This is a genomic window from Foliimonas ilicis (genome assembly GCF_039939195.1).
Lineage (GTDB): Bacteria > Pseudomonadota > Alphaproteobacteria > Rhizobiales > Rhizobiaceae > Foliimonas > Foliimonas ilicis.
The window spans coordinates 69,235-95,120 of the sequence record NZ_JBDUUH010000001.1 but is presented as its reverse complement, the minus strand read 5'-3'; the positions used below and the strand labels follow the sequence as shown (position 1 = coordinate 95,120).

Below are 25,886 nucleotides of genomic sequence, written 5' to 3'. Positions count from 1 at the left end.
CAAACCAGGAGGAGAAATTATGAGGAATATCAGGAATTTTCTGGCAATCGGCGCTCTCTGCGCAGCGCTCGTTGCGCCTTCAGCATCCGCTTTTGCCAACAGCTATGAGGATCTCATCGCGTCGGGCAAGATCAGGGTATCGACCGACCTTGCCATCCCGCCATCCGGCATGCTCGACGCCAATTTGAAGCCGGTCGGCTCGGATGTCGAAACGGCCGAATTGCTGGCCAAGGATTGGGGCCTGACGCTCGAATTCGTCGAGACGACGGGCGCGACACGCATTCCCAATCTCCAGACCAACAAGGCCGATATCGTGATCTCGACACTGTCGGTCACGCCGCAGCGCGCCGAAGTCATCGATTTCTCGACGCCTTACGCAGCCCTTCGTTCGGTCATCGGCGCGCCTGCCGGATCGGAAATCAAGGATTGGGAAGATCTGAAGGGAAAGACGGTAACGGTCACGCGCGGCACGACGCAGGACACCGAATTGACCGCCTTGGCTTCAGAGCGCGGCTTCAACGTTGCGCGTTACGACGATGACGCGACCATGGTTACTGCCGCCGTCAGCGGTCAGGCGCAGATGGTTGCCACCTCTGAGACCATCGTGAACCAGATCGGTGAACGCAACAAGACGCTGGCATTCGAGCCGAAATTCGTCATTCGCACCTTCGATCTGGCAATCGGCGTTCGCAAGAATGAGCCGGAATTGCTCGAAAAGCTGAATGTCTGGGTTTCGGAAAACCTCAAAAACGGCAAGCTCAACACGATCTATGAAAAATATCACGGCGCGTCATTGCCGAAAGAAATGCTGAAATAGCAGCATGGGCGGCCTTCGGGTCGCCCTTTTCGTTTCAGCCTAAAATTCCGGGATGTTTTCCTTGAATATCACCTGCAGGCGCGGTGCATGCAGATCGAACGGCAATCCCCGGACGGACTGTGTCAGCACGTTCAAAGCTTCTCTCGCTTCGACGCGCGGGTTCTGGTCGATAACGGCATCAAGCGTTCCATCAAGAAGCAGCTCTTTCGTGCCTTCGGTCGCCTCATGGCCGATAAACACGACTGTATGTTCAAGACCGCGCTCCTTTAAAGCACGCGCAATGCCGGTATTGCCTGCACCGATATTGTAAATCGCCGCGAGGTCGGGGTGCTTGTCGAGCAGTGCGCAGGCTTCGTCATAAGCCTTTTCGCGGTCGTCCAGCATTTCGCGCGTCTCGACGATCTGCAAATTCTTGAACTCTTCGGTCACGATGTGACGAAAGCCCATCTCGCGCTCCTCATGCCCGCGATAAGACAGCGAGCCGGCGAAAAGTGCTACCTTGCCTGAACGATTTGCCCCCATGAAGCGGCTGACAAGATAACCCGCAAGCCGGCCTGCTGCCCGATTGTCTATGCCGATATAAGCGACGCGGGGGACGTGAAGAATGTCAGACGCGATGGTCACGACCTTGATGTTATCGGCAGACAGCGAGCGGATCGCTTCCCGCACGGTCGGATGATCGAGCGCGATCACGCCGACGCCCTGCGTCTGGCCGCGCAAATCCTGCAACAGCCGTGCGAGACGATCCGGGTTGAACCCTTCGATCGTTGCAATGCGCACATCGAGTTCAGGCCGCGCCATCGCCTGCGTTTCGATATGCCGCTGCAGCATCTTGATGAAGGTATTGGTTCCGGCAGGAAATGCGAAGTCGAGCCGGATAGTCTTGCTTTCGGAAGGTTTGGCTATGCTTTGAAAGCCGCCATTTTCGGTGATGTAGCCGAGGCGCTGCGCTGTTTCGAGCACGATTTCGCGTGTTCGTTGCCGCACGCCAACCCTGTTGTTGAGCACGCGATCGACCGTCGCTGCGGACACGCCAGCTTCTCTCGCCACATCAATTAACGTCGACCGCAACTCTGGTCACCTTTCCCGAATGCGGCATCCGCCGCGCCGCCCGGCCATAATGAGGGGCGAATAATGCCGGCAATGCCGATCGTGATGGAAAATGATGTACTCGGCATTTCCATATAAGCAAGCTGTTAGACGGATTCTGCCGCGTCCTCCACATGCAATGCCGAATTGATGCGAAAACACATCAAATTCAGTCACTAATCGGTTCCTCCCAATCCTCAGAATGCCCATTCGGCCAAGTCAGTGCGATTCAATGAGGTTTTATGATTTGAAATGATGTTGACATTGCAAGAGTGCTGCCGTCAATATCCCTCATAAGGGTCGTGGAGGAGACAAGGCCCGAGGGAGGATTTCGATGTCGAATTTGATCCGCTTATCGCGGCGCGATTTGCTTGCGTCCGGGGGAAAGGCTGCGGCACTCGTTGCTGCAGTTGGTATTGCACCTAAATTTATCCGGCCGAGCCGGGCATTTGCTGCCGACGCCTTGGCGCCCGGCATGATCGGCGGCCCGACCGGTTTTGATGGGGCCGAACGCTACCAGTATGGCGCTGATACGCCCGAAGGCCGGGCGATTGAAGCCGTAAAAACCATGAAGGCAGACGGCAAGGCTCCGGCGCGCATCGTACTTGGCCTCTCGGATGGATCTATCGGCCAGTTGACGCAGCCCTTTCCGGCTGGCGCCCCTTCGATCAAGGATCTTTGGGAAAAGGAAACGGGCATTCCGCTCGATATCGTTGGCGTTCCCAACGGTCAGGAATTCACCAAGACCATGCAGGACATCTCCACCAAGGGAGGTGCCTACGACATCTATGCCGTGGAATGGAATCGTCTTGGCGATCTCGCCGAAACCGGCGGCATCCTGCAGCTTGACGATTACGTCGAGAAGCATAAGCCTGAGTGGGACGATCCTGAGCGCGGCTATGTCAACGGCGCAAAGGGTGTATCGCTTCTCAATCAGTATCGCGGCTCGACCTATGGCGTGTCGCTCGACGGCGACTTCCAGACCTGGGTCTATCGCACCGATCTGTTCGGCGACGAGACGGAGAAGAAAGCCTTCTCCGACAAGCATGGCTACGAACTGGCCCCGCCGAAAACCTGGAAGCAGCATGACGAGATCGCGATGTTCTTCCAGCGCCCGGACAAGGGATTGTTCGGCTCGACGGACATCCGCAATCAGGGCTGGGGCTACACGAATTGGTACCAGCGCTACGTGTCGATGGGCTCGCCCAACCAGTTCCTGTTCGACGATACCGGCGCACCGCAGATCAATTCGGAAGCAGGCATCAGTGCTACGAACGAATATATCGCATCGCTGGCGCATCATTCGCCGGATGCGATTTCATGGGGCTGGCCGGAGCAGTATGGCAATTTCGCAAAGGGCGGCGCGGCGATGACCTGCGCTTTCTCCAATCTGCCGAAATTCCTCGACAACGCCGCCAATAAGGATTCGCAGGTCACCGGCAAGATAGGCTCGATGCTGCCGCCCGGCCGCGAGATCGACGGGCAGCTCATCAGCCGTTCGGTTCTATGGCTCAATTTGTCGGCATCGGTCTCGTCGCAGTCGAAAAACCCGGAGGCTTGCTACCTCTTCCTGCAATGGCTCGGCTCAAGCCGCATCTATGCATGGATGACTGCAAATCCGGGCGGTTATTTCGATCCGTTCCGCCTGTCGGACTTTTCCGATCCGCTCGTTCGCCAGACGTACCACGGCTACCACATGGACGTGGTACGCGACACGGTGGCCCGCACAGTGCCGACGATCAACTATCCTGGTGCGACCGCCTTCCACAATGCGCTCGACGAAAACCTCGTCGCCGCGCTGACCAAGGCGAAGACCGCCGAGCAGGCAATGGCCGACACCGAGCGGGAGTGGAAACGCATTGCCCGCCGCACGGGCGAGGACAAGCTGCTCGAAGCCATTAAGACCAACAAGGAGGCGTGGCCGACCATCACCGATCCGATCGGCTGATCGCCCGACACGAACCAAATCGTGGAGGGGAGAAGCCTCGGTTTTTCCCCTCCTGAACGACCGATCCAGCAAAGTTGCAAGATGAAGCGTTCTGTCCCTTTCGAGATATTTCGTTATGCTGCCATCGCGCTTGCCTTGGCCGTCACCTTGATTCCGATCCTCTGGATGGTTTCGATGGCGTTCAAGCCTATTGCGGAATGGTCTGCGACGGGTGCCGAGCTGACATGGTGGCCGAAAGAGCCAACGCTCAGCAATTTCCGTTTCATCTTCGGTGAATCCTCGACCAATCTGATCGTCGCGCTCGACCGGACGGCAATGAAGCCGATACTGTCGTCGCTGCTTTCGGCTGTGTTCGGCACGGCGATTGCAATGTCTGCCGGAACCGCCGCTGCCTACGGCCTGTCGCGTTTCGGCTCGGGTAAGAATTTGCCGCTGGCGCTGATCCAGTTGCGCCTTTTCCCGCCAATGGCCGTCATGACCCCGGTCATGATCATGTGGGCGTTTTTGAATTTCACGGATACGTGGCTTGGGCTGGCTCTGATCTACGGCATCGTCACGCTGCCCTTCGCCTTCTGGCTGATGAAAACATTCTTCGACGACATGCCGCGCGAAATCGAAGAAGCGGCGCTTGTCGAAGGCTGCTCGCGCTGGCGTGTGTTCACGCGCATCACCTTGCCGATGATGCGCGCACCGCTGGCTTCCGCCGCTCTGTTCGTCTTCATTCTAAACTGGTCGGATTATCTGATCGCCCTGCTGCTGACGACACGCGAATGGGTGACGGTGCCGGTCTATATGGCGTCGCTGTCGTCCTCGATGACAGGCCAGCTTTACGGCGCGAAGGCCGCACTCGGACTGATCGCAGCCGTGCCGCCAGTCATCATGGGTATCGCAATCCAGCGCCACCTCGTGCGCGGACTGACCTTCGGGGCATTGAAGCAATGAGCGTCGTGACCCTCCCAGAACATAACATTACGGCAGCGGCCAGCCTTCCCAAAAAGCAGGACGAAGGTGCACGGCTCGGTTTCCGGCTGACTTTGCCGGCTCAAATCCTGGTACTGTTCATCGCGGTCTTCCCGCTTTTGATGCAGCTCTACATCAGCCTCACCGACTGGTCGCCGCTGTCCGGTCTCGGCTGGTGGAACGCTTGGGAATTGTGGAACAGCTTCGCGAACTATACCGATCTCGCGACAGACACCCGCTTCTGGAACGCGCTTTGGCGCACCGCAATCGTAATGTTGATCTGTGTGCCTGCGGAATTCCTGCTCGGCCTCGCACTCGCGACGCTCTTTGCCGATGAGTTTCCGGGCAAGCGCGTTTTCTACTCGATTCTGCTGATGCCGATGATGGTCGTGCCTGCGGTCGCTGGATACATGTTCTTCATGCTGTTCCAGTCGGGCGGTCCGCTCAATGACATTTTGACGATGCTCAGCGGTTCGCCGGTCACCATTGCGTGGCTGTCCGATCCGACACTGGCATTGATTGCGGTGATGATTGCCGACATCTGGCAGTGGACCCCGCTGATGTTCCTGATCCTGCTTGCCGGTCTCGTCGGCGTGCCGGAAGATCAGATGAAGGCAGCGACGCTTCTCGGCGCGAATTCGTGGCAGCGTTTCATCACGATCGTTCTGCCAAAAATGAAGACGATCATCATCATCGCGCTGGCCATTCGTGTCATCGAGAACTTCAAGATTTTCGACACGCTCTACATCATGACCGGCGGCGGGCCGGGCGTCGCGACGGAAACGATCTCCGTCTATATCTACAAGATCACCACGCAGGATCTGATCTGGGGCTATGTCGCGGCAATCGCGCTGGCGATCCTGATCGTTCTCTCCATCGTCGCCGTCTTCGCCATGAAGCGTATGGCCGCTGCCCGGCAGGAGGCGTGAGATGAGCGCGATCCATCTGCAAAATCTGGTCAAGACATTCGGCGACTTTACCGCGCTGAAGACCATGGATCTCGAAATCGCCGATGGCGAATTCATGGCGCTGCTTGGCCCCTCGGGCTGCGGCAAGTCGACGACGATGAACATGATCGCCGGAATGGAAGAGCCGACGAGCGGGCGCATCCTGTTCGGCGAGCGGGACATGGCAGGCGTGCCGATGGGCCGTCGCGGTGTCGGCTTCGTTTTCCAGAACTACGCGATTTTCACGCATATGACCGTGCGGCAAAACCTCGGCTACGGCCCGAAAATGCGCGGTGCGCCGAAGGCCGAAATCGACCGGCGCGTCGGCGCCATCGCAGAGCTTCTGCAGCTAACGCCTTTGCTCGACCGTAAGGCGGAAAAGCTGTCGGTCAACATTCTGCAGCGTGTCGCCATTGGCCGCTCCGCAATCATGGAACCGGCGATCTTCCTGCTCGACGAGCCATTGTCGAATGTCGATGCAGCGTTTCGTGCCGTCATGCGCACCGAGCTGAAGCAATTGCAGCGGCAGTTCAGGCAGACGATGGTCTACGTCACCCACGACCAGCTTGAGGCGATGACCATGGCCGACCGCATCGCCGTCATGGATCATGGCGTGCTCCAGCAGGTCGGCACGCCGCTGGAGGTCTACAACAATCCGGCCAATGTTTTCGTGGCAAAGTTCATTGGCGCACCCGGCATGAACCTTTTGAAAGGCAGGCCTGCCGAAAGCGACCGCGGCCTCGTCATCGACCTTGGCCCGCTTGGTGTCACGCCGCCGCTTGTCCCCGAACTTGCGTCAACTGTCCGGGCCGCCAAGGGCGACGTGCTTTATGGCTTTCGTCCCGAGCAGGCGTCGCTTGCAAGCAAGGGACATGGACTTGCCATGCCGGTGACGTTCGTCGAACGCATAGGCGCGCGGACGATCGTGCATCTGGGCGAGGGGCAGGAAGCCATAAAGGCCGTCTTCGACAATGATGTTGGCGTGCCGATCAACGAGACAACAGTCGTTGCGCCTGCATCGGATGCGGTGCGCATTTTCGACGCCGCCAGCGGCGACGCGATCAGGGCGGGGTCATAACGATGGCCGAGATCAGCTTCCGCAATGTGACCAAGCGCTACGACAAAACGCTGGCTGTCGACGCCGCGTCGTTTACCGTCAACGACAATGAGTTTTTCTGCTTTTTCGGCCCGCCTTTGTCGGGAAAATCGACGATCCTGCGTCTAATTCTCGGATTGGAAACACCCGATTCCGGTGAAATACTCATCGGCGGGCTGCCGGTAAATACGATTTCGCCGGCAGACCGCAACGTCGCGATGGTCTTCCAGAACCTCGCTCTGTTTCCGCATATGACAGCGCTCGAAAACGTTCGCTTTCCGCTGGTCGAGCGAAAGGTTGCCGAAGCGCAGATTGCGAAGCGTGTGGCCGATGTTTCTGCAAAGCTTCACATCGGCCACATCCTGCACAAGCCGCCTGCGCAGCTTTCCGGTGGCGAGCGGCAGCGCGTGGCGATTGCCCGTGCGCTGGTGCGCGACCCTGCTGCGTATTTGATGGACGATCCGATTTCGGCGCTCGATGCGCGGCTGCGCGAAGAAACCCGCGTCGAGTTGAAACGCATCCAGCGAGACCTTGGCAAGACGCTGATCTACGTCACGCATGATCAGGAAGAGGCGATGTCGGTCGCCGACCGCATTGCGATCCTCGAAGGCGGAAAAATCCGCCAGATCGGCGGGCCCGCAGAGATTTACGACAGACCGGCAAGCACCTATGTCGCCCGGCTTCTGGGTTCTCCGATGATGAATATCCTGCGGACGTCGCGCAGCGCGGGCGGACTTGAGGCGGCGGACGGCACGATCCGTATCGAAAATGCCTCTGCTCCTGCCGATGCTGTCGAGATCGGATTGCGCCCCGAGGACATCAAGGTTCTCCCATGGTCCGACGCGAATTCTGGTCGTCCGGCCAAGGTGTTCGAGGTTGAGCCGCTTGGCGGGTATACGGTCGTGACGCTTTCGGCAGGCGAAGCGCGTTTCCGCGCGCTCATGCGCGGCCAGCCGGAAATCCATCCAGAAGCGATGGTGGCGATTTCCTGCGACCCCGGTCGCGTGCATTATTTCGGGCAGAGCGGAGGAGCGCTCGCACGATGAATATCACTGAGAAAAGCAGAATTGGGGAGGCCATGATGGCGGGAAAGCCGTTCGAGCCGGATGTCAAAGTCCGCACGAAAAAATACAGGATCGGCTGTGTAGGCGCAGGCATGATCATGGCCGAATGCCATCTTGCCGCTTACAAGGAAGCCGGTTTCCCGGTGGTCGCGATTGCCTCGCGCACGAAATCGAACGCACAGAAGGTCGCCGAGCGCTGGGGCATTGAGACGGTTCACGACACGCCGGAAGGCCTGATCGAAAACGCCAATATCGATATAATCGATCTCGCATTTCCGCCGGACTTGCAGCCCGCACTCATCCGCCATGCGCTGAAGCAGCCGCATATAAAAGGGGTTCTCGCCCAAAAGCCGTTGGCACTTTCGCTGGAAGAAGCAATCAAGCTGCGGGACGAGGCAAAGGCTGCAGGCAAGATACTCTCCGTCAATCAGAACATGCGCTATGACCAGTCGATGCGCGTGCTGAAGCAGATCATCGATGATGGCGCGCTTGGCGATATCGTTTTCGCGCAGATCGACATGCATGCCATTCCGCATTGGCAGTCCTTCCTCGAGGATTACGACCGGCTTACGCTGGCCAATATGAGCGTGCATCATCTCGATGCACTGCGCTTCCTGTTCGGCGACCCGGATGAAATCACCACGCTGACCCGCAAGGACCCGCGCACGAGCTTCGATCATTCGGACGGCATCACCGTCTCGACATTGAAGTTCCCGTCAGGAGTCATGGCCGTGTCGTTGGAAGACGTATGGTCCGGCCCTCGTCAGGAGGGCTATCAGGACGACCAGCACATCAACTGGCGCGTCGAAGGCACGGAAGGTGCCGCGAAAGGCACGATCGGCTGGCCGGCGGGAGCGGCTTCGACGCTGTCCTATGCCTCGGCAAAAACGACCGGCGGAAAATGGGTCTCGCCCACCTGGGAAACGATGTGGTTTCCGCATGCTTTCATCGGCGTGATGGAGCAATTGCAGCACGCGATCGAGACCGGCACGCCACCGGCGCTTACCGTCGCCGACAACGTCAAGACCATGGCGCTCATCGAGGCGGGTTATCGCTCCATCGCCGAGCGCCGCTCAGTCAAACTATCCGAAATTTCGACCAACTGATTTTCGCAGGGAGGAAACGCGATCATGATGCAAGCTGGTATTTTCACAGGATATTTTCCGTACGGCCTCGAAGAGACTGCGAAGAAAATTCGTGCGCTCGATTTCAACACGGTGCAGCTCGACCTGCATTTCAAGGATGTTGACCTCTCGGCAGGGCAGATCACCAAAGAAAAAGCCAAGCAGGTTCGCGATGTTTTCCGCGACCATCACCTGCCGATCTGCTGCATTTCCGGCTACACGAACATCATTCATCCCGACAAGGGCGAGCGCGAAAAGCGCGTAGGCTATCTGAAGGAAATCATCCGCAATGCGCGCCATTTCGGCACGCCCTATGTGATTTCCGAAACCGGTACCTACAACACGGATTCCGACTGGGTTCACCACGAGAAGAACAAGACCGAAGAAGGTTTCGAGGAATGCCGCAAGGTAGTCGCTGAGCTTGCTCAGATAGCCTACGACCACGGCGCGGTCTTCCTGCTTGAAACCTATGTGAACAACGTTGTCGGCTCGGTTGAGGAAACCGTGAAGATGTTCGCGCAGGTCGACCATCCGGGCCTCGGCCTTCTGATGGACCCGACCAACTATTTCGAGACGCACAACATCGACAAGATGGACCAGATTCTAAATCAGGTTTTCGACACGCTGACCGACAAGATCAAGATCGCGCATGCCAAGGATGTGAAGCGGTCGGGCGACGACAAGACCGAAAAGCATGCCGACATCGGTGATGCGGACGCGCTGGAAAGCCACACATTCCGCGGCGTCGGCGAGATCGAACTGCCCGCGCCTGGCCTCGGTTCGCTGAACTACGATCTCTATCTGCAGCGGCTTGCCGAAAAGCATCCCAACATTCCGATGATCATCGAACATTTGTCGGAAGACGATGTGCCGCGTGCGAAGAAATTCCTCGACGGCAAGCTGCGCGCCAACGGCCTTTGATGCAACCAATGACTTTTGTGGAGGAAAGATCATGCTTAAACTGGGAATGAAAATCCTTGCGGCGGCGTTGGTTGCAGGAACCGCATTCGTCGGTTCAGTGCAGGCGCAGGACGCGAAGAAAACCTTCTATCTTCTGTCGCACGGCGGTCCCTCGGATGCGTTCTGGCTCGACTGGAACGCAGGCGCGACCAAGGCCTGCCAACAGCTCAACGTCACCTGCAACATCTCATTTTCTGGCGGCGATATGGCCGCCCAGAAGGAGGCGTTCAATTCGGCAATCGCCGCCAAGCCGGACGGCATCGGCACGACATCGGCGCAGCCCGGTCTATGGACGGCCGAAGTGAAAGCCGCCAAGGACGCTGGTATTCCGATCGTCTTCTTCAACACGGACGATGTGGCGACCGGACGACAGGCTTATGTAGGTGCGGATCTGCGTCAGGCCGGTGTAGTCTGGGCAAAATATCTGGTCGACAACAAGCTGGTGAAGGAAGGCGACAATGTCTTCCTGCCGGTGGAAGTGCCGGGCGCCAGCTACCAGCAGCTTGAAACCGAAGGCATCGCCAGCGTCTTCGATCCTCTCGGCATCAAATATGACGTTGTGGATGCGGGCACCGATCCGGCAGGCATCATTGCCAAGATGAGCGACTATATGCTCGCCAACAATCCGCCAGCGATTATCGCGCTGGGCGATTCCGTTGCGGCGGCCGTAAAGCCCGTCATGGAGAATGCCGGCATGGCGGCGGGTTCGATCCCGGTCGTCGGTTGGGGCAACTCGAAGGAGACAGCGGAAGCGGTCAAGGCGGGCTATTTCAACGCCGCCGCATGGCAATATCCGTCGGCTCAGGGTTTCATGCCGGTTGCCCTGCTCAACCTTGCCGCTTCGGGAGAACCTATCGGCTACGACGTGCAGACGTTCAGCCTTTACGATGCCTCGAGCGTCGATCCGATCCTGAAATTATACAACCAGTAACGGACAACGCCAGCCTCCGGCTGGCGGGCTTCCTCTTATGGAAACTGCAATGTCTACGACAACTGAAAGACTGGAAGGCAGGACGGCACGGTGGCGCGGTTTGGCCGCATCGCCGCAATTCGCCTCGCTCATCATTCTGGTGATTGTGCTGGTTGGTTTTTCCATCGCCAATCCGAGATTCATGTCGCCGCTGAATATCTCGAACATGCTGGCGTTCCTGCCGGAACTCGGCATCATAGCGCTTGGCATGACGCTGCTTTTGACGGCAGGTGAATTCGATCTGTCGGTCGGCGCAGTCTTCGCGCTCGGCCCGGTCATCGTGATGCTGCTGGCGCAGAATGCGGGCGTCGATATTGGACTGGCGCTTTTGATCGGTCTTGCCGTCTGTGTCCTCATCGGCGCGATCAATGGGTTGATCGTCACCAAGATCGGTATTTCCTCTTTTCTCGTCACGCTTTCCATGCTGCTGATCGTACGCGGCGCAGCGCTTTATGTAACGCAGGGCTTTCCGCTGAAATCCTGGGATCAGCCGGGATTTTTCGTGACACTTCTTGCAGGCAGTTTCGAGCTTGGCGGCTTCCGGGTCTACACCTCGCTCTGGTGGTTCATCGGGCTGAGCATTCTTGCCATCTACACGTTGCAATATTCGAAGGTCGGCAACTGGATCAGTGCTATCGGCTCCAACCGCAACGCCGCGGTGGCGCGCGGCGTGCCTGCCGACGCCGTCAAGATCTGGCTCTTCATCCTGACATCGGTGCTGGCCGGTCTGGCCGGTATGATCAGCGCTTTCCGCATCTCGGCAGCCTCGCCTGTGGCGGGTACGGGCTACGAGCTTGAAGTCATCGCCATGGTCGTCGTTGGCGGCACGGCACTTACCGGTGGACGAGGCACTGTGCTTGGCACGATCGTCGGTGCGTTGATGTTGCGCGCGATCCGCAATGGCATCGTGCTGATCGGCGTGCCGGGTCTGGCATTCAACATTTTCGTCGGCGCGATCATTCTGGTGATGCTGGTTCTTCACGCGCTCATTCAGAAGCGCGGCGTGAGGAGATGACGATGTCCGCAGAAGTTCTCCGTCTCGACCGCATCCGCAAATCTTTCGGCAGCGTAACGGCGCTCAAGAGTGCATCGCTTTCGCTGCGCGAGGGTGAGGTTGTTGCCCTTCTTGGCGACAATGGCGCAGGAAAATCGACGCTGATCAAAGCCATCTCCGGGGTGCATCCGATCGACGGCGGCGAAATCTATGTACGTGGAAACAAGGCATCGATCCGCAGCGCGCGCGACGCCATCGACCTCGGCATAGAGACGATCCATCAGGACACGTCGCTTGCCCCCGATCTTTCTATCGCGCGCAATCTTTTCCTGGGCCGCGAACCGGTGACGATGCCTTTCCTGGGTGTTTTTGCCCCGCTTGATTTTGCGGAGCTTCGTCGCGCCGCATCCGCTCTTTTGAAGCGCGTCGGCATTTCGAAGAAGCTGGACGCGGATGCGCCGGTCAACACGCTGTCGGGCGGCGAGCGTCAGTCTATTGCGATCTCGCGTGCCATGCAGTTTGCGGCCAAGGTCATCATTCTCGATGAGCCGACGAACAATCTGGGCGTCGAGGAAACGCATGGCGTTCTGCGCTTCGTGAAGGAGGTGCGCGATGCGGGGCATACGGTGCTTTTCATCACGCATAATATTCATCACGTCTTTCAGGTCGCGGACCGCATCATCGTCATGCGTCGCGGCGAAATCGTCGCGGAGCGCACCGTCGCGGACACCGATCTTCTGACTGTCGAAAGCATTATCATGGGGGCGGACGTAACGACGCTGCTCAAGGATGCGAAGGCGCATTGAAATGGTGAAGCTTTACGGCCAAACGCTATCCAGACGGCAGATTGCGGAACGCTCCGGCATGCTTTCGCAATTCGCCGGTGTGCGCCTGATGACGCTTGGCGATGGTGTCGAGCGCGGCATCCGCATGCTGGAATTCCGCACCGGAACCGGCCTGAGCTTCACCGCATTGGTCGACCGTGCGCTGGACATTGCCGATTGCGAGTTCAAAGGTCAGGCGATCGGTTGGCATTCGCCCGCCGGGTTCCGCCACCCCGGCCTGCATGAATATGAGGGCGAAAGCGGGCTTGCCTGGGCGCGGTCTTTTTCAGGGCTGCTCGTCACCTGCGGTCTAGACCATATTCTGGGTCCTGCGGAAGTGCCCGCCGGCGAGTTCAATTACCCCGGCAAGAAAAGCATCGCGCATTCCCTGCATGGGCGCATCAGCACCATCCCGGCGCGCCTCACCGGCTATGGCGAAACATGGAATGGCGACGAGTGCGTTCTTTGGGCGGAAGGCATTGTGCAGCAATCCGCCGTGTTCGGTGAGGATTTGCATCTGCTGCGTCGCATCGAGGCCGATCTGGGCGGCAACGAAATCCGCATCACCGACCGGGTGGTCAATCACGGATTCTCGAAGACGCCGCATATGTTCTTCTACCACGTCAATCTCAGCCATCCCCTTTTGGACGAAGGCTCCCGCTATCTGGCGCCGGTCAGCGATGTGGTTTGGGCGGGCCATGCCGGGCCTGACTATGAAAGCCAAGGCGTCGGCTATCGCACGATGCCTGCGCCCCGGCTGAATTTTTGCGAGCAGGTATGGCAACACGAACTCGCGGCAGACGCTGCGGGCAACGTTCCGGTTGCTCTGGTCAACGATCGGCTTGGCCTCGGCTTCGAAGTCGTGACCCGCAAGGACCAGCTCCCCTGCGCCTATCAGTGGCAGAACTTCCAATCCGGTCAGTATGCGATGGGCATCGAGCCTTCGACGCATCATGTCACCGGCAATCTTGCTGCCCGCGAGCGCGGTGAGATGATCTGGCTCGAACATGGCGACAGCCGCTCTTATGACGCGGTTTTCCGTGTCCTCGACGGTTCGGAAGAAATTGCCGAAAGCGAGCGCCGGATTGCCGCTATTGCGCGGCAGCCGGATACGGATTTCCCAAAACCGTCCGGTCGATTCCGGCCATTGGCAAGGGCGTCATCGGCATGAATGCGCAATGCGAATATTCGCGGAAGCGTTCAGACGCTTTCCGGCAAATGGATGTCGAATGGCAGGAAAATCTGCGCAGGCGCACTGCCGCCCGGCTTCAGCGATTGCGCCATCAGCGGCACGATTTCACGGCAAAGCCGCTCGCGCGGCGTGTGGATCACCATGGTCAGCAGCCCTTCTGCCAGAGCAGCGCGTCTGTCTGCGGTCAGTTCGTTGCAGATCGCGACCGGGCGCTTGTCGGGAGACATTTCGCGCAAGGCCGTCACCAAGCCGCCCGATCCGCCGCCAGCGACATAGACGCCAACCAGATCGGGATGCTGGCGATGAAGATCGAGCATTGCCTCATGCGTCAACTCCTGCGCTTCCATGTTGACGATCGTGTCGAGCACGGTGAAGCCCGGCGCCTGTTCACGGAAGAAGGCGCGGAAACCGATCTCGCGCAGTTCGTGTCCATGAAAGCGGTGGCTGCCGACGAAAAGGGCGACCTTTCCGGGACGTGCGCTGCGCGCAATCATCCATGCCGCCGTGCGCCCGACCTTGCCATTGTGCACGCCGGCATAGGCATGACGCGCCGCTGGCGCGAAGTCCGACAGAAGCGCAAAGACCGGCACCCCGCGCTCCTTGAGCCGCTCCACCGCGGCAGAAAGCATCGGATGCTCCGGCGCGACCATGGCGACGGCATCGGTGCGCGCCGCCATGGCCTCCAGCCTGGCGACAACCTCTGCTGGGTTTTGAGAGGAAATGAAATCAATCTTGCAGGATGCGCGAAGGTCACGCGCCGCGGCGACAGCATCTTCTATGTCCTGCGCAAAAGGGCCGTAAAATGGCTGGTCTGTTTTCAGCAGCAGGAAACCCAGGCGGATTTCGCGCTGTTCCTCCCGAAGCCGCTGACCAATCAGCCCGGCTGCATGAAAGCCGATGCGTATTGCGGCGTCGTGGACCCGGCTTGCGGTCTCGGCACGAACGGGCAGGCGCCGGTTGAGAACACGGTCGACTGTGGCGACGCTGACGCCGGATTCCTGCGCGAGCTGTTCTATTGTCGGGCGCTTCGCCATGCGGATCGGGCTCCGGTTGAGCCACAAGTCATATCCTCAGTCGCTGCGGCACACAATGATAGAAATGATAGAAAATATTGCATGATGATTGAGGGCTTTCATGGCCCGCTTTATACTGCAGGCCGCAATGCGTTGACGCTGCCCTTCCATGGGGCCGGAAACTGCGCTCATGTCGGGAGGTGATGACGTGACTGCAATCTTAAAGAAACGGGACTACAGCCTCGTTGGCGAAAGTACCCGCAAGGCAATCGAGACGGGCCTCGCCTCGGCCGATTGGTATCATTCAGATGTCGCGCGCAAGACCATGAAGGAGCTGATGCAGCGCTCCGATGGCCCCGCGATACGCGACACGATCATCTGGATCGCCGCGATCCTGGCTTCGGCTGCGGGCGGCATCTACTTCTGGGGCACATGGTGGTGCGTCCCGTTCTTCTTCGTCTATGGCGTGCTCTACGGCTCGTCCAGCGACTCGCGCTGGCATGAATGCGGCCACGGCACGGCCTTCCGCACGCGCTGGATGAACGATGTCGTCTACCAGATCGCCAGCTTCATGCTGATGCGAAATCCGGTAACGTGGCGGTGGAGCCATGCGCGCCACCACACAGACACGATAATCGTCGGGCGCGATGCGGAAATCGCCGTCATGCGCCCGCCGGATCTGGCGCGCGTCGCTCTCAATTTCTTAGGCGTTCTCGATGTCTGGTATTCGATGATCGCGCTGTCCAAAAACGCGCTCGGCATCATCACGCCGGACGAGGCGAGTTTCATCCCTGAGATGGAACGCAAGAAGGTTGTCACGGCTGCCCGCATCCACATGGCGATCTACATCGCGACCGTCGCTTTGGCGCTTTACATGTGGTCGTTTCTGCCGCTGATGCTGATCGGATTGCCGCGCATGTATGGCTGCTGGCACATGGTGCTGACAGGCCTGCTTCAGCATATCGGCCTTGCCGACAATGTCATCGACCACCGGCTGAACACGCGCACCGTCTACATGAACCCGATCAGCCGGTTCATCTACTGGAACATGAATTATCACGTCGAGCACCACATGTTCCCGATGGTTCCGTATCACGCGCTGCCCCGGCTTCACGAACTCATCAAGCATGATCTGCCGGTAGCGAACCCATCCATGTGGCACGCCTATCGCGAGGTGTTCCCGGTGCTGCTGCACCAATTGCGCAATGAGGATTATTTCCTGAAGCGTGAACTCCCATCGACAGCGCGTCCCTATCGCGACGAATTTCATGCCCTGAATCTGGCAGCGGAATAGCGGCGGGCAGGAAAGAATGCGGGAACATCATATGACAGACTGGATCGAAGTGTGCGGCGTGGATGATGTGGACGAGGAGGACGTGATCCGCTTCGACCATTCCGGGCGGACTTTTGCGATTTACCGTTCGCCTGATGACGAGTTTTTCGCCACCGATGGACTTTGCACGCATGAAAAAGTGCATCTGGCCGATGGCCTTGTCATGGACGACATCATCGAATGCCCCAAGCATAATGGCCGTTTCAACTACAAGACAGGCCAAGCCAAAGGTGCGCCAGTCTGCGTCAATCTTCAGACCTATCCGGTCAAGGTCGAGGCTGGCAAAGTGCTGGTCCAGATCGGCTGATACGTGGGCGCGCCCGAACAACCCGGAATGGTGATTATCGGCGCTGGCGAATGCGGTGCCCGCGCTGCAATGGCTTTGCGCGAGCAAGGCTATGAGGGGACAGTGACGCTAATTGGTGCCGAAAAGCATCTGCCCTATGAGCGTCCGCCGCTTTCGAAACACGCCATGATTGGCGATGACGATCCGCTGCCAACCACGATCGTCACCGAAACCGCTTTGCAGGAAAAGGGGATTGCGTTTCTCGGCTCTGCTGAAGCGACCTCGATCGACCGAAATGCGCGAACCGTTCATTTCGCAGACGGACGCGCGCTTTCTTATGACAAACTTCTTCTCGCAACCGGCTCCTCACCGCGCCGTCTGCCGGTCGAGGGCAATGGCGGTCGTTGCGTCACCTTGCGCAGCTTCGAAGACGCCTTGGCGATACGTTCGCATCTGCGCGGAAAAGCGCGTGTCGCCATAATCGGCGGCGGCTTCATCGGCCTGGAAATCGCCGCATCGGCGCGCCTGCTTGGTTGCGACGTTACCGTGATTGAGGCGCAGGGCAGAATTCTGATGCGCGGCGTCCCAGTAGAGATTGCCGAGATAGTGCATGCAGAGCATGTCGAACGCGGCGTTCGGTTTTTGTGCGGGACGGGCATAACGAAGATCGAGGATAATGCCGACGCGCCCCACATCCATCTCGCCTCAGGCGAAGCGATAGAGGCTGATCTGTGCGTCATAGGCATCGGCGCCGTTCCGAACACAGCGCTTGCCCAAGCAGCAGGTCTCACCGTCGAAAACGGCATCGCGGTCAATGATCGGCTGCGTACCAGCGACCCGCATATCTTTGCCGCCGGCGATTGCTGCTCTTTTCCGCTGTCGATCTATGACGGTCGCCGCGTGCGGCTTGAGGCATGGCGGAATGCGCAAGAGCAGGGCGCGCTGGCCGCAGCGAATATGCTCGGCAACGATACGCGCCATGAGTTCGTACCGTGGTTCTGGTCGGATCAATACGATCTCGGCATTCAGATCGCCGGACTTTCCGACGAAGGCGTGAAAACGGTGCGCCGTGATCTCGGCGACGGCGCGTTCATTCTGTTTCATCTGGCGGAAGACGGAAGGCTGGTCGCCGCAAGCGGCATCGGCAGGGGTAATGCCGTCGCGAAAGATGTGCGCTTGGCTGAAATGCTGATCGCGCGCCGCGCCCATCCGCCGATTGAAAAACTCGCCGCCGCGGACGTGAAGCTTAAAGCGCTTCTCGCTGCATAAAGAATTAGGAGGAAGATTCGATGAGCCGAAAAAGGCCGACTATCGCCGACCTGCGCGCCATGAGGGGCAAAAGGCAGTTGAGCATGCTCCGCGTCATGACGCTGGAGGAGGCCGAGGCTGCAGAGCGTGCCGGCATCGACATCGTATCTATACCTCCGGACCTCCTGCTCAATCCGCAATATCGCGATGCCGCCCCCAGCCTGTTTTCCATGCCGGGCGACAATTTCTTCGAGATCGGCACCGGCGACGATTTCGTGCGCTGGGCCTTCCGGCTCTACAAGGCCAGCGCCGACGCGGTCTATTGCAGCGCCAGCTTTGCCACCGTCAAACGTATGGCTGATGAGGCCATTCCGGTGATCGGCCATGTCGGGCTCATCCCTTCGCGGGCCACCTGGACCGGCGGTTTCAAGGCCGTCGGCAAGACGGCTGATACCGCGATGCAGATGTTCGAGGCGGTGAAGCAATACGAGGCCGCCGGTGCCTTTGGGGCGGAAATCGAAGTGGTGCCAGTCGAAGTCGCAACCGCGATTTCCGAACGCACCTCGCTTTTCATGATCTCCATGGGCGCGGGTACCGGGTGCGACGCGCAATACCTCTTCGCGGAAGACGTGCTCGGCCAGAACCGCGGCCACATGCCAAGGCACTCGAAAGTCTACCGCAACTTCGCAGCCGAGTTCGACCGCCTCCAAACCGAGCGTATCGCCGCTTTCTCCGAATTCGTCGCCGACGTCGACAGCAAAGCCTACCCGGAGGAAAAGCACGTCGTCAGAATGGACCCGGCTGAACTGGAGCAGTTCATGATCAGACTAGGCGGCGTCTGAAATTATCGATCGATACTGAGGTCTTTGGCGCCCATGTTTAATGAAAATGTCATCGATTGGCGGTGCGATGCTAATGATATCGAAGTCGGGTGGCAGAGCTGTGCGCAGATCAATGATTCCACATTGATATTCGTAGGGGTTCCAATCCCCTGCGATGAAGCCAGCGCCTCTACGTGCTAAGTGGATCGAATGGGGATCTTCCTGTTATGATTTTTTATACTTAGAGCGATTGAGGAGAGCGTAGCGCGCGCACATGTAAGCGCTAAGTGCAGGGCCAAAGTTTTCGCGCTCTCGATATATGTGCCAAAAAAAGCGAGCGACCTTGAGTTTGTCGGAAGATACGCTTCCTGGCATCAGGCGATAAGAGGCGAGTTTTTCGGGCAAGCCTAGTGCAGATTCACCTTCGCGAAGCATATCTAGCCACAGCGCGTAATCCTCGTGCCCGCAGTTAGGAAATTCCCGCTTTCCGAATCTCTTCGTATCATAGACAACGGTCAGGCAACCGATTGTGTTGCGCTTGAGAAGTTCTCGATATCCGGCGCGGCGCGGCGGGACAAAAGCCCCGATTTTCTGGCCGAATGGATCAATAACGGTATAGCCCGAACAGCAGATGACAGCGTTCGTATCGCGCATTGCCTGCGTTTGCCGTTCCAGTTTCTGCGGTAGCCAGACATCATCGGCATCGAGAAAGGCGATGTACCTTCCAGACGCCGCACGCGTGGCAACATTTCGCGGTATTGCGGGGCTTCCGCTGTTTCGTTCAGTGCGTAACACTCTGATACGGCTATCAAGGCGGGAATAATCCTCGATGATTTGCGCGGTGCTATCGCATGACCAGTCATCCACCACCAGGAGTTCCCAATCTTCAATCGTTTGCCGCTTTACCGACTCGATCGCAGATGCAATCGTCGCTGCGGCATTGTACGCAGGCATGATTACACTAACCAAAGGCATTGAGGACTTTTCCTTATTGTCGACCCGCCGTTAACCTTCATCGCAGTCGCCTGTCAATTCGTTGAAGGACCACACTGGTCCACTTTCGGCGGCCATTTGGTCATAGCGTATACGATCTGCGCTACGTACTCGGATGCTTGACTGTGCTGTTCGCGGCAAATGCAACGCGGGAGAAATCACTCGCAAATGCATTCGATCATAGCATCTGTGCGCGACTATTCCCGGTGCAATTTGCAACCAGTGCCCAGCAAACGGAAGGTTCAGTCTCTGTGCCCTTCAATTCCCGTGAGAGCTATGCTTGCAAAGAGCTGCTCATCCGGCGCAGTTGATAGCGCTCGTTTCAAGCAGTTGCGGGTGGCAAATTGAGGCGAGTCTGTGAACCGAGCCCGTCGTAAAATTCGATCAGGCGCTTTTCTTCAGACACCCAACTAAAGCGGCTCAAAGCGGCCTCTTTACCTTTCCGACCCATCGCTTCAGCCTTTTGCGGATTATCCATCAGTTCGTTTATGGCCGCTGCTATCGAGCCGGGCTTCGATGGGTCTACGAAAAGAGCGCAATCGACGCCGTCTAGAAGCGATCTCCAAACTGGGAAATCAGATAGAACCACGGGAAGTCCAGCGGCGAGATACTCGAAAAGTTTAACGGGATAGGAATCGAGGTGGGTTTGGGTCGGCAGTAATGTGCATACGCCAACACGAACCTCAGCCAGCACATCTGCGACCATCTTACGATCTGCGAAGCCAATGAATTCGGTGGACTGCCAGCCACGGGATTTTCGAACTTCACTTTCCAATTCGGGAGTGTTGAATTTGCCTCCTAGAACTAGCGTCGCTCGGGTGAAATCGGCGGCTTCGACGAGGGGCACTATACCTCTCGCATGCGACAGTGTTCCGATATAGGCAAATTTTTCAGGACGCATGTGGTAGGGTTTGCCGGCCACATTCTGAAACTCGGCAGCGTCTGGGAAATTGCGTATGCATATTGTTTTTGAAACGGGAAAGCGCAGTGCGATAGTGGGCGTTGCAGTGACAACGCCGTCGAAAGCTCTACCAGCAATTTTCTCGGCTGCGCTTGCAGACCATGAGAGCGGCAAACGAAGAGTTGAAGGTATCCATTCCTTTATGCGAAGATCGCGAGGCAAATCTTCGTGTACATCATACACTACCTTGATACCTCGCGCCTTTGCCCAAAGCGCTGCGGGGATAAGTTCGGAATCATGGAAATGAAGAAGGTCGAACTTGCCGATTAGCCTACGGACGCCCTCAAGGGTTTTCACGAGAATGCGTTCGCGACGGCCAGCAGGCTTTCCCAAGTCTTCAATTCGGACGCCATCGTAGATCTCGGGACCAAGCCCATCGGCCACGACGAGTGTGACGTCATGCACTTTAGCTAGCGATCTGCATTCCTTGAGCAATATTCGAGTGTCGTGGCGATGATGAACGGTTGTTAGGTGAGCTATGCGCATCACTTCGTCGGGAGACACCGTAGATGCACACTTGGCGATAGCAATATCACAAGAGGAGACGCCATCGCTCCAAACGGATATGCTCGGCCAGTCTCAGGATCGTATTGCTTTTGGTTCTTTGTTGACATCATTTGCCTCGTCGATCTATGCGTCCACACTGGCGCATCAGTGCAGTATGAAAATCGGCAAGGCAAGGGAATTTCAGTGGAAACGCGCGTGAAGCATGGGGGGCGGGTTCGACTGCACCATGATGTCGTGCTTTTATTTTGGGTTATCATATACGTATTCACGTCATTTTTTACATATGTGACACTACGTAATGCCGAATATCATTTGTACTTCGGTTCGTATTTTATTTACGAACCTTCTCTTTTGTTATTGGGGGTGAGCAACGCCATTTTCATCCTTGTCCCGGCGTTGTGGCTGTTTTGTCGGAAGTCCCAGAATGACCTGTTTTGCTTTGTTCTGCTGCCCCTGGTTGCTGTAGGCGGTATTTGCGGGTCAATAGTTGCGTCGCTGAGTGATCCCTATTGGTGGGCAATAATTACATCTCTGTATGTTGTGCTTCCGCTGGCTCTTTCCGGAATTGCGGGGGGTAATTTTACTCGTTTGAAAGTCGTCGTCGGTCACGACGGTCGTGCTATCTTGGCTTTTGTGGGGCTGATTGGAGCAGCATTTTATTTCTATCTTTCCATAAGGTATTCTTCTCAATTGCAGCTTTCTGGGTTGAAAGATGCGTATAGCACACGTGCCGAATTTGCATCGTTGGTGTCAGGTTGGGAGCGCTATGGAATCCAATTTTCTAAATACGTTTCTGCATTTTGTGCAGCCGCCTATGCGATAGAGAGGAGGAAGCCGCTATTTCTTGCGGTCCCTTTGTTTATTTTTATTGTCGATTACCTGCTGGCCGCGCATAAAATCTCGTTAGCTTTTTCGGGCTTAATTTTAGTCTTCTATTATTGGTTCGCCCATAGACGATTGCAGTTCAATGCATATTACGTCCCTGCCGCCCTATCGGTAGCGCAGTGGGGCGTTTTGTCCGTCGTTGGCACAAGTTCCGCAATGGGCATTTGGGCGGTGGCTTTTTATGACCGCCTTTTCATGGTGAGCTCAGGTTTATTTGCTCGATACAAGAATTTTGCCGACCAGAATGGATACTTCTGGGGCGGCAATGGCCTGCTTGGGCGATTCTTCGATGGGCGTACAGATAACCCCACGCATACCGTGGGGGCATACTATTGGCGTGAGGGTGTCTCGGCAAACGCTGATTTTATTAGCGACGCCTACATTAATTTTGGGTTTTCCGGGATATTAATTGCGTTCGTCGTGCTGAGGCTGCTGCTCGGTCGAAGAGATAATTGGCTTTACCGAGATGAAGGGCGAATGCTTATCACTCTCATGACGCCTTACGCACTCGTTCTCTTCAGCGTGGGTCTTCAAACTGCGATGATTTCGGGCGGCTTTGTTTTCGGACTGATCCTTATCAAGGTTTTTCGCTTCCGAAAAACGTCACCGCTTTAGGGTTCAGCATTTATCGCGGGGCATGATGTTGTTTGGCTCTACCTGCATCCGGTCTGCACAATTTCGAGTCGTACTGAAGCAGTAGGCCCGATTCTACAAAATGTAGCGAAGCGCCGGTACCTTCCTGGCAACGAAGATCACTAACCAGGAGATGACCATCACTAGCACGGCAACCGCCGGGACAATCAGCGTATACGGGCTATGGGCTGCAGTTATATCCGCCCGCGCAAGCTCATCTCTGACAATGATGTGGATGCAATAGACGCCCAGCGAGCACTGCGCGAAACTCGCGAGTGCGCGGCCTTGAAGTTCGGTGAGATGCAAGCGCAACGACATTAGCAGCGTGAACAAACCGAAAGCCGCCACTGCGACCAGTGGTGTCAGATAAGCCTGAAACACGGTTGTCCATTTCCCGGCAGCCATCGAGACCCGATAGGTCATGACGGCGATCAGTATGCTGCTCAGAACGTAGATTGCGACGGAAATCCATGGGATTGACCTATGAGGCCGTCTCCCAATTTCCATGGCGAAGGCTCCCAGGAAAAAGTAGCCGATATAGCCACCGATCGTCTGTAAGTAGTAGGCTGACAGGTTCAGGCGAATGCCGTATGCGCTGCCCAGAAAGGGAACGGCAGTCGAAGTTAAAAACCACAGCGCAAGAAAGTAAATCTTCTCCGTGTTGCTGGAATTGTTGTATATTTTCGATATGAGGGGGATAAACGGGTAAATCCCAATCAGCGCATATAAATACCAAAGATGCGTTGCAGATGGTCTCCAGAGCAAAAAGGAATAGTATGCTCCCCAAGCCCGCAAGTCCCATCCTTTGCTATAGTAATAGTAGCCGATATAAACAAAAGACCAAAACAGTAGCGGCGGAAAAATACGCAAGAAGCGCCGCTTGAGGAATTCACCTAAACGATGATCCCTAGGAAGCAGAGTCGCTCCAGACACCATGAAAAACAGCGGTACGCAAACGCGTGAGAATGACTCGTAGACGTTTGTTGCCGTCCACCCCGGACTCGCAATATCGACAAGGTTAACCCCCGTCACGTGAACGGTGATGACGAGCAGGCAGGCAGCCATTTTAATCAGATCGATATTCTGTGACTGGGGGTGAGCCTGGGATGCCATTGCCTGCCATCAGGACATAACGTCTAACAACTCTAATCACGTCTGTTCCACGCCTGCAACCGATGGGATGACCGATACCATGTGGATGCAGGTAAAAGTGCTTTAAACATTAAAGGAGCAGTGGGCCTTCGCAATTCCTGCAGCTCCCGCCACATTAAAGCGGCTACGCAACGCATCAGGTCGTGGGGCATGGGCGGTGGGTGTCCTGCTGCCGCTTGAACACACGACCCTCCGGTTTATTCCGAAGAGGTAAATACTAATTGACAGATGGATACGGTCGCGGACCAGTCTCTTTGAGTGGCATAAAGTACGGCTATGCAGTAATTCTCACCAGACCAATACCTCCTAAGTCCACTGGCTCTACGCCGGGCTGGGACGCAATACGATCCCATCCCTGTTTCATTCCAGCCGACCAACGGATGTCATCAAACACGATTATTGCATTCTGGATGACATGGGATTTCAAGATATCGAAGTATTGAACTGTGGCCTCACCGTCATGATGCCCGTCAACAAACACAAGATCGAAAGGACCGCGCTCGGCAAGAACTGTATTCAGCGTCTCATGGAAAGGTCCGATAATCACGTCTGCAATCTCGTTCAGTTCTAGAACGGAAAAAGTCTCTCCTGAAATTCGGCCACGCTCGGGGTCACCTTCGAGAGTAGTTAATCGCCCATTGGTTTTACGCAATGCCGAGGCGATGTAGGCGCCAGAGATACCTACGCATGTCCCCATCTCGAGTACATTTTTTGCAGCGTGATTTATGGTCAGATTGTAAAGAAAACGAGCCCAAAGCTCTGGCTTACTAGCGCGCGCGGAAAGCGCTACCGTCGATGTCAAGAACCGTCCCTTTTTCTGTTCTTCAATTGACAGTTCATCCGTTGATGCGCCGGCGCCGAAATCAACAATGCTAATTTCTGAAGGGTCGCTGAGAAGAATGTTTCGTCGCCCTTCGATCTTAAGCATGGCGTTTGATGGTTTGTCGAACGAGGCAGAGAGGCTTTTACGCAGCTCTTCAGGCGCAGACTTCAAAGCATTCTTTATATCCCTTCCATTGCGATAACGATTAAGCATTGCACGGGCTGTAGCAGCCAGTTCCATCAAGAATTCCTCCTCGGAAAATTTAAAGGTTCCCCGTCCGCCAGCAGTTGGTGATTAAACGTCAATTCTATTAATGCAGTCAATTGGCTCGGAGGGTGACCGGATATCGTTGAATCCTACGAGGAGGCTACGCCTCGGCATCCGAACCCTTCAATCTACCGGCAATTATGCGCGATGCGATGTCGGTCCACGACGCAAGTGCTTTAGCAACCGTTCACCGAGCTGCATTAAGTGTTAGTTCGCGCATTAAGTTTTGTTTCTGCGGCGTGCCGTAGATAAAGCTTGGGGCGCTGGTTACACTGATTTTGTGTCGTTTGCAGGACTATATTGACAGATAATAGAGGATTCTCGGATAACTAATCTAAGAAGAATATATGATGTATTTCACTATTATAACAAATTGAATCACCTTCATTTCTTTTGTTACTTGATATCCCTAAGGTGACCGTGAACGAGGCGCGGAAGAAGCGCACCCGTCCGAATATAGATGTGGCACTAAAGGCCTCTCAGAGAGCAAAAGGCATATTGTGGATGGCATCCATGACTCCGTATACGGGATTTGTAAGAAGAAGTGCCGCAAGTTCCGATTCTGTTCGTGCATGAATTTTCAAAATGGCACAAAGTGCGAACCGGTTATGTGTCGTAAATATCTGTATTCTTTAGGATTTTTGGCGCACCCGACAGGATTCGAACCTGTGACCTCTGCCTTCGGAGGGCAGCGCTCTATCCAGCTGAGCTACGGGTGCCTGTTAACGAAGTCGCCTGTCCTCATTCGGACGAGCGTCCCGCTACATAGCCGATGTGTTGTGCATCATCAACGGGCAAATGGTGTGGCGCTCCGCTCAAATTGCAGGGGTTCGAATCCCGTTGGGAGTGCCTTGCAAACAAACATTCACCTCATGGTGCCGCAGACATGCCCGGCTCCGATTGACACTATGGGTTTAGAAACGGGTTGAATGGCCATTCCTTCCAAGTGTAGCTTGGCGATATGGCAAACCGTTTCGGG

Annotated in this window: 23 protein-coding genes and 1 tRNA gene; 17 read left to right on the top strand and 7 right to left on the bottom strand. The window is 56.5% G+C overall.

Annotated elements, in window-relative coordinates:
- The first annotated feature begins 19 nt into the window (after positions 1 to 19).
- On the top strand, positions 20 to 817 hold the full coding sequence (locus ABFT80_RS00470; RefSeq protein ID WP_347969896.1) for a transporter substrate-binding domain-containing protein: 798 nt from the start codon (positions 20 to 22) through the stop codon (positions 815 to 817).
- 39 nt (positions 818 to 856) lie between these two features.
- Here ABFT80_RS00470 and ABFT80_RS00465 read toward each other — a convergent pair whose 3' ends face one another.
- Positions 857 to 1,888, bottom strand: a complete 1,032-nt coding sequence (locus ABFT80_RS00465) for a LacI family DNA-binding transcriptional regulator (RefSeq protein ID WP_347969895.1) — start codon at positions 1,886 to 1,888, stop codon at positions 857 to 859.
- 352 nt (positions 1,889 to 2,240) lie between these two features.
- Here ABFT80_RS00465 and ABFT80_RS00460 point away from each other — a divergent pair, with 352 nt between their 5' ends.
- The 11 genes from ABFT80_RS00460 to ABFT80_RS00410 all read left to right on the top strand — a co-directional run bounded on the left by ABFT80_RS00460 (position 2,241) and on the right by ABFT80_RS00410 (position 13,964).
- Entirely contained in the window at positions 2,241 to 3,854 is a 1,614-nt protein-coding gene (locus tag ABFT80_RS00460) for an extracellular solute-binding protein (RefSeq protein ID WP_347969894.1), read from the top strand.
- An 81-nt stretch (positions 3,855 to 3,935) separates the two neighbouring features.
- Positions 3,936 to 4,796 (top strand): carbohydrate ABC transporter permease, encoded by an 861-nt coding sequence (locus ABFT80_RS00455; protein ID WP_347969893.1) that lies wholly within the window; start codon positions 3,936 to 3,938, stop codon positions 4,794 to 4,796.
- Positions 4,793 to 5,743: a carbohydrate ABC transporter permease gene (locus ABFT80_RS00450; protein ID WP_347969892.1), complete on the top strand. Its 951-nt coding sequence runs from the start codon at positions 4,793 to 4,795 to the stop codon at positions 5,741 to 5,743. The genes ABFT80_RS00455 and ABFT80_RS00450 overlap by 4 nt, the downstream gene beginning before the upstream one ends.
- A 1-nt stretch (position 5,744) precedes the next feature.
- Positions 5,745 to 6,839 carry an ABC transporter ATP-binding protein gene (locus ABFT80_RS00445; protein WP_347969891.1) on the top strand — a complete coding sequence of 365 codons (1,095 nt, stop codon included), beginning with the start codon at positions 5,745 to 5,747 and terminating at the stop codon, positions 6,837 to 6,839.
- Between the two features lie 2 nt (positions 6,840 to 6,841).
- A complete protein-coding gene (locus tag ABFT80_RS00440; RefSeq protein ID WP_347969890.1) occupies positions 6,842 to 7,903 on the top strand; it encodes an ABC transporter ATP-binding protein in 1,062 nt (353 codons plus the stop codon).
- A gap of 35 nt (positions 7,904 to 7,938) precedes the next feature.
- Positions 7,939 to 9,027, top strand: a complete 1,089-nt coding sequence (locus ABFT80_RS00435; protein WP_347970797.1) for a Gfo/Idh/MocA family protein — start codon at positions 7,939 to 7,941, stop codon at positions 9,025 to 9,027.
- A gap of 24 nt (positions 9,028 to 9,051) precedes the next feature.
- On the top strand, positions 9,052 to 9,966 hold the full coding sequence (locus tag ABFT80_RS00430; RefSeq protein WP_347969889.1) for a sugar phosphate isomerase/epimerase family protein: 915 nt from the start codon (positions 9,052 to 9,054) through the stop codon (positions 9,964 to 9,966).
- A 31-nt stretch (positions 9,967 to 9,997) separates the two neighbouring features.
- Entirely contained in the window at positions 9,998 to 10,936 is a 939-nt protein-coding gene (locus tag ABFT80_RS00425; RefSeq protein WP_347969888.1) for a sugar ABC transporter substrate-binding protein, read from the top strand.
- Between the two features lie 49 nt (positions 10,937 to 10,985).
- Positions 10,986 to 11,990, top strand: coding sequence for an ABC transporter permease (locus ABFT80_RS00420; protein ID WP_347969887.1), 1,005 nt, complete (start codon positions 10,986 to 10,988; stop codon positions 11,988 to 11,990).
- A gap of 2 nt (positions 11,991 to 11,992) precedes the next feature.
- Complete coding sequence (locus ABFT80_RS00415; protein WP_347969886.1) at positions 11,993 to 12,775, top strand: ATP-binding cassette domain-containing protein; 783 nt, start codon at positions 11,993 to 11,995, stop codon at positions 12,773 to 12,775.
- A 1-nt stretch (position 12,776) separates the two neighbouring features.
- Positions 12,777 to 13,964: an aldose 1-epimerase family protein gene (locus ABFT80_RS00410; protein WP_347969885.1), complete on the top strand. Its 1,188-nt coding sequence runs from the start codon at positions 12,777 to 12,779 to the stop codon at positions 13,962 to 13,964.
- Positions 13,965 to 13,993: 29 nt separating this feature from the next.
- Here the strand turns inward: ABFT80_RS00410 and ABFT80_RS00405 are convergent, their stop codons facing one another.
- On the bottom strand, positions 13,994 to 15,019 hold the full coding sequence (locus ABFT80_RS00405; RefSeq protein WP_347969884.1) for a LacI family DNA-binding transcriptional regulator: 1,026 nt from the start codon (positions 15,017 to 15,019) through the stop codon (positions 13,994 to 13,996).
- Between the two features lie 187 nt (positions 15,020 to 15,206).
- On the opposite strand from ABFT80_RS00405, the gene ABFT80_RS00400 reads away from it, so the two are divergent.
- Genes ABFT80_RS00400 through ABFT80_RS00385 form a run of 4 tightly spaced genes read left to right on the top strand, consistent with a single transcriptional unit; the run spans position 15,207 to position 18,707 of the window.
- Complete coding sequence (locus tag ABFT80_RS00400) at positions 15,207 to 16,292, top strand: fatty acid desaturase family protein (protein ID WP_347969883.1); 1,086 nt, start codon at positions 15,207 to 15,209, stop codon at positions 16,290 to 16,292.
- A 31-nt stretch (positions 16,293 to 16,323) separates the two neighbouring features.
- On the top strand, positions 16,324 to 16,638 hold the full coding sequence (locus tag ABFT80_RS00395) for a MocE family 2Fe-2S type ferredoxin (RefSeq protein ID WP_347969882.1): 315 nt from the start codon (positions 16,324 to 16,326) through the stop codon (positions 16,636 to 16,638).
- A 27-nt stretch (positions 16,639 to 16,665) separates the two neighbouring features.
- Complete coding sequence (locus ABFT80_RS00390) at positions 16,666 to 17,886, top strand: NAD(P)/FAD-dependent oxidoreductase (protein ID WP_347969881.1); 1,221 nt, start codon at positions 16,666 to 16,668, stop codon at positions 17,884 to 17,886.
- 20 nt (positions 17,887 to 17,906) lie between these two features.
- Positions 17,907 to 18,707, top strand: coding sequence for a 3-methyl-2-oxobutanoate hydroxymethyltransferase (locus tag ABFT80_RS00385; RefSeq protein WP_347969880.1), 801 nt, complete (start codon positions 17,907 to 17,909; stop codon positions 18,705 to 18,707).
- Positions 18,708 to 18,911: 204 nt separating this feature from the next.
- On the opposite strand, the gene ABFT80_RS00380 is transcribed toward ABFT80_RS00385, so the two are convergent.
- Both ABFT80_RS00380 and ABFT80_RS00375 read right to left on the bottom strand, forming a co-directional pair.
- Complete coding sequence (locus ABFT80_RS00380) at positions 18,912 to 19,661, bottom strand: glycosyltransferase family 2 protein (protein ID WP_347969879.1); 750 nt, start codon at positions 19,659 to 19,661, stop codon at positions 18,912 to 18,914.
- A gap of 340 nt (positions 19,662 to 20,001) precedes the next feature.
- Positions 20,002 to 21,144, bottom strand: coding sequence for a glycosyltransferase family 4 protein (locus ABFT80_RS00375; protein ID WP_347969878.1), 1,143 nt, complete (start codon positions 21,142 to 21,144; stop codon positions 20,002 to 20,004).
- A 150-nt stretch (positions 21,145 to 21,294) separates the two neighbouring features.
- Between ABFT80_RS00375 and ABFT80_RS00370 the strand changes: the two genes are divergently transcribed.
- Complete coding sequence (locus tag ABFT80_RS00370; protein WP_347969877.1) at positions 21,295 to 22,647, top strand: hypothetical protein; 1,353 nt, start codon at positions 21,295 to 21,297, stop codon at positions 22,645 to 22,647.
- A 93-nt stretch (positions 22,648 to 22,740) separates the two neighbouring features.
- Here the strand turns inward: ABFT80_RS00370 and ABFT80_RS00365 are convergent, their stop codons facing one another.
- From ABFT80_RS00365 to ABFT80_RS00355, 3 genes are all read right to left on the bottom strand, one after another.
- Positions 22,741 to 23,778, bottom strand: a complete 1,038-nt coding sequence (locus ABFT80_RS00365) for an acyltransferase (protein ID WP_347969876.1) — start codon at positions 23,776 to 23,778, stop codon at positions 22,741 to 22,743.
- A 313-nt stretch (positions 23,779 to 24,091) separates the two neighbouring features.
- On the bottom strand, positions 24,092 to 24,880 hold the full coding sequence (locus ABFT80_RS00360; RefSeq protein WP_347970796.1) for an O-methyltransferase: 789 nt from the start codon (positions 24,878 to 24,880) through the stop codon (positions 24,092 to 24,094).
- Between the two features lie 669 nt (positions 24,881 to 25,549).
- Positions 25,550 to 25,626 (bottom strand) — tRNA-Arg (locus tag ABFT80_RS00355).
- Between the last annotated feature and the right edge of the window lie 260 nt (positions 25,627 to 25,886).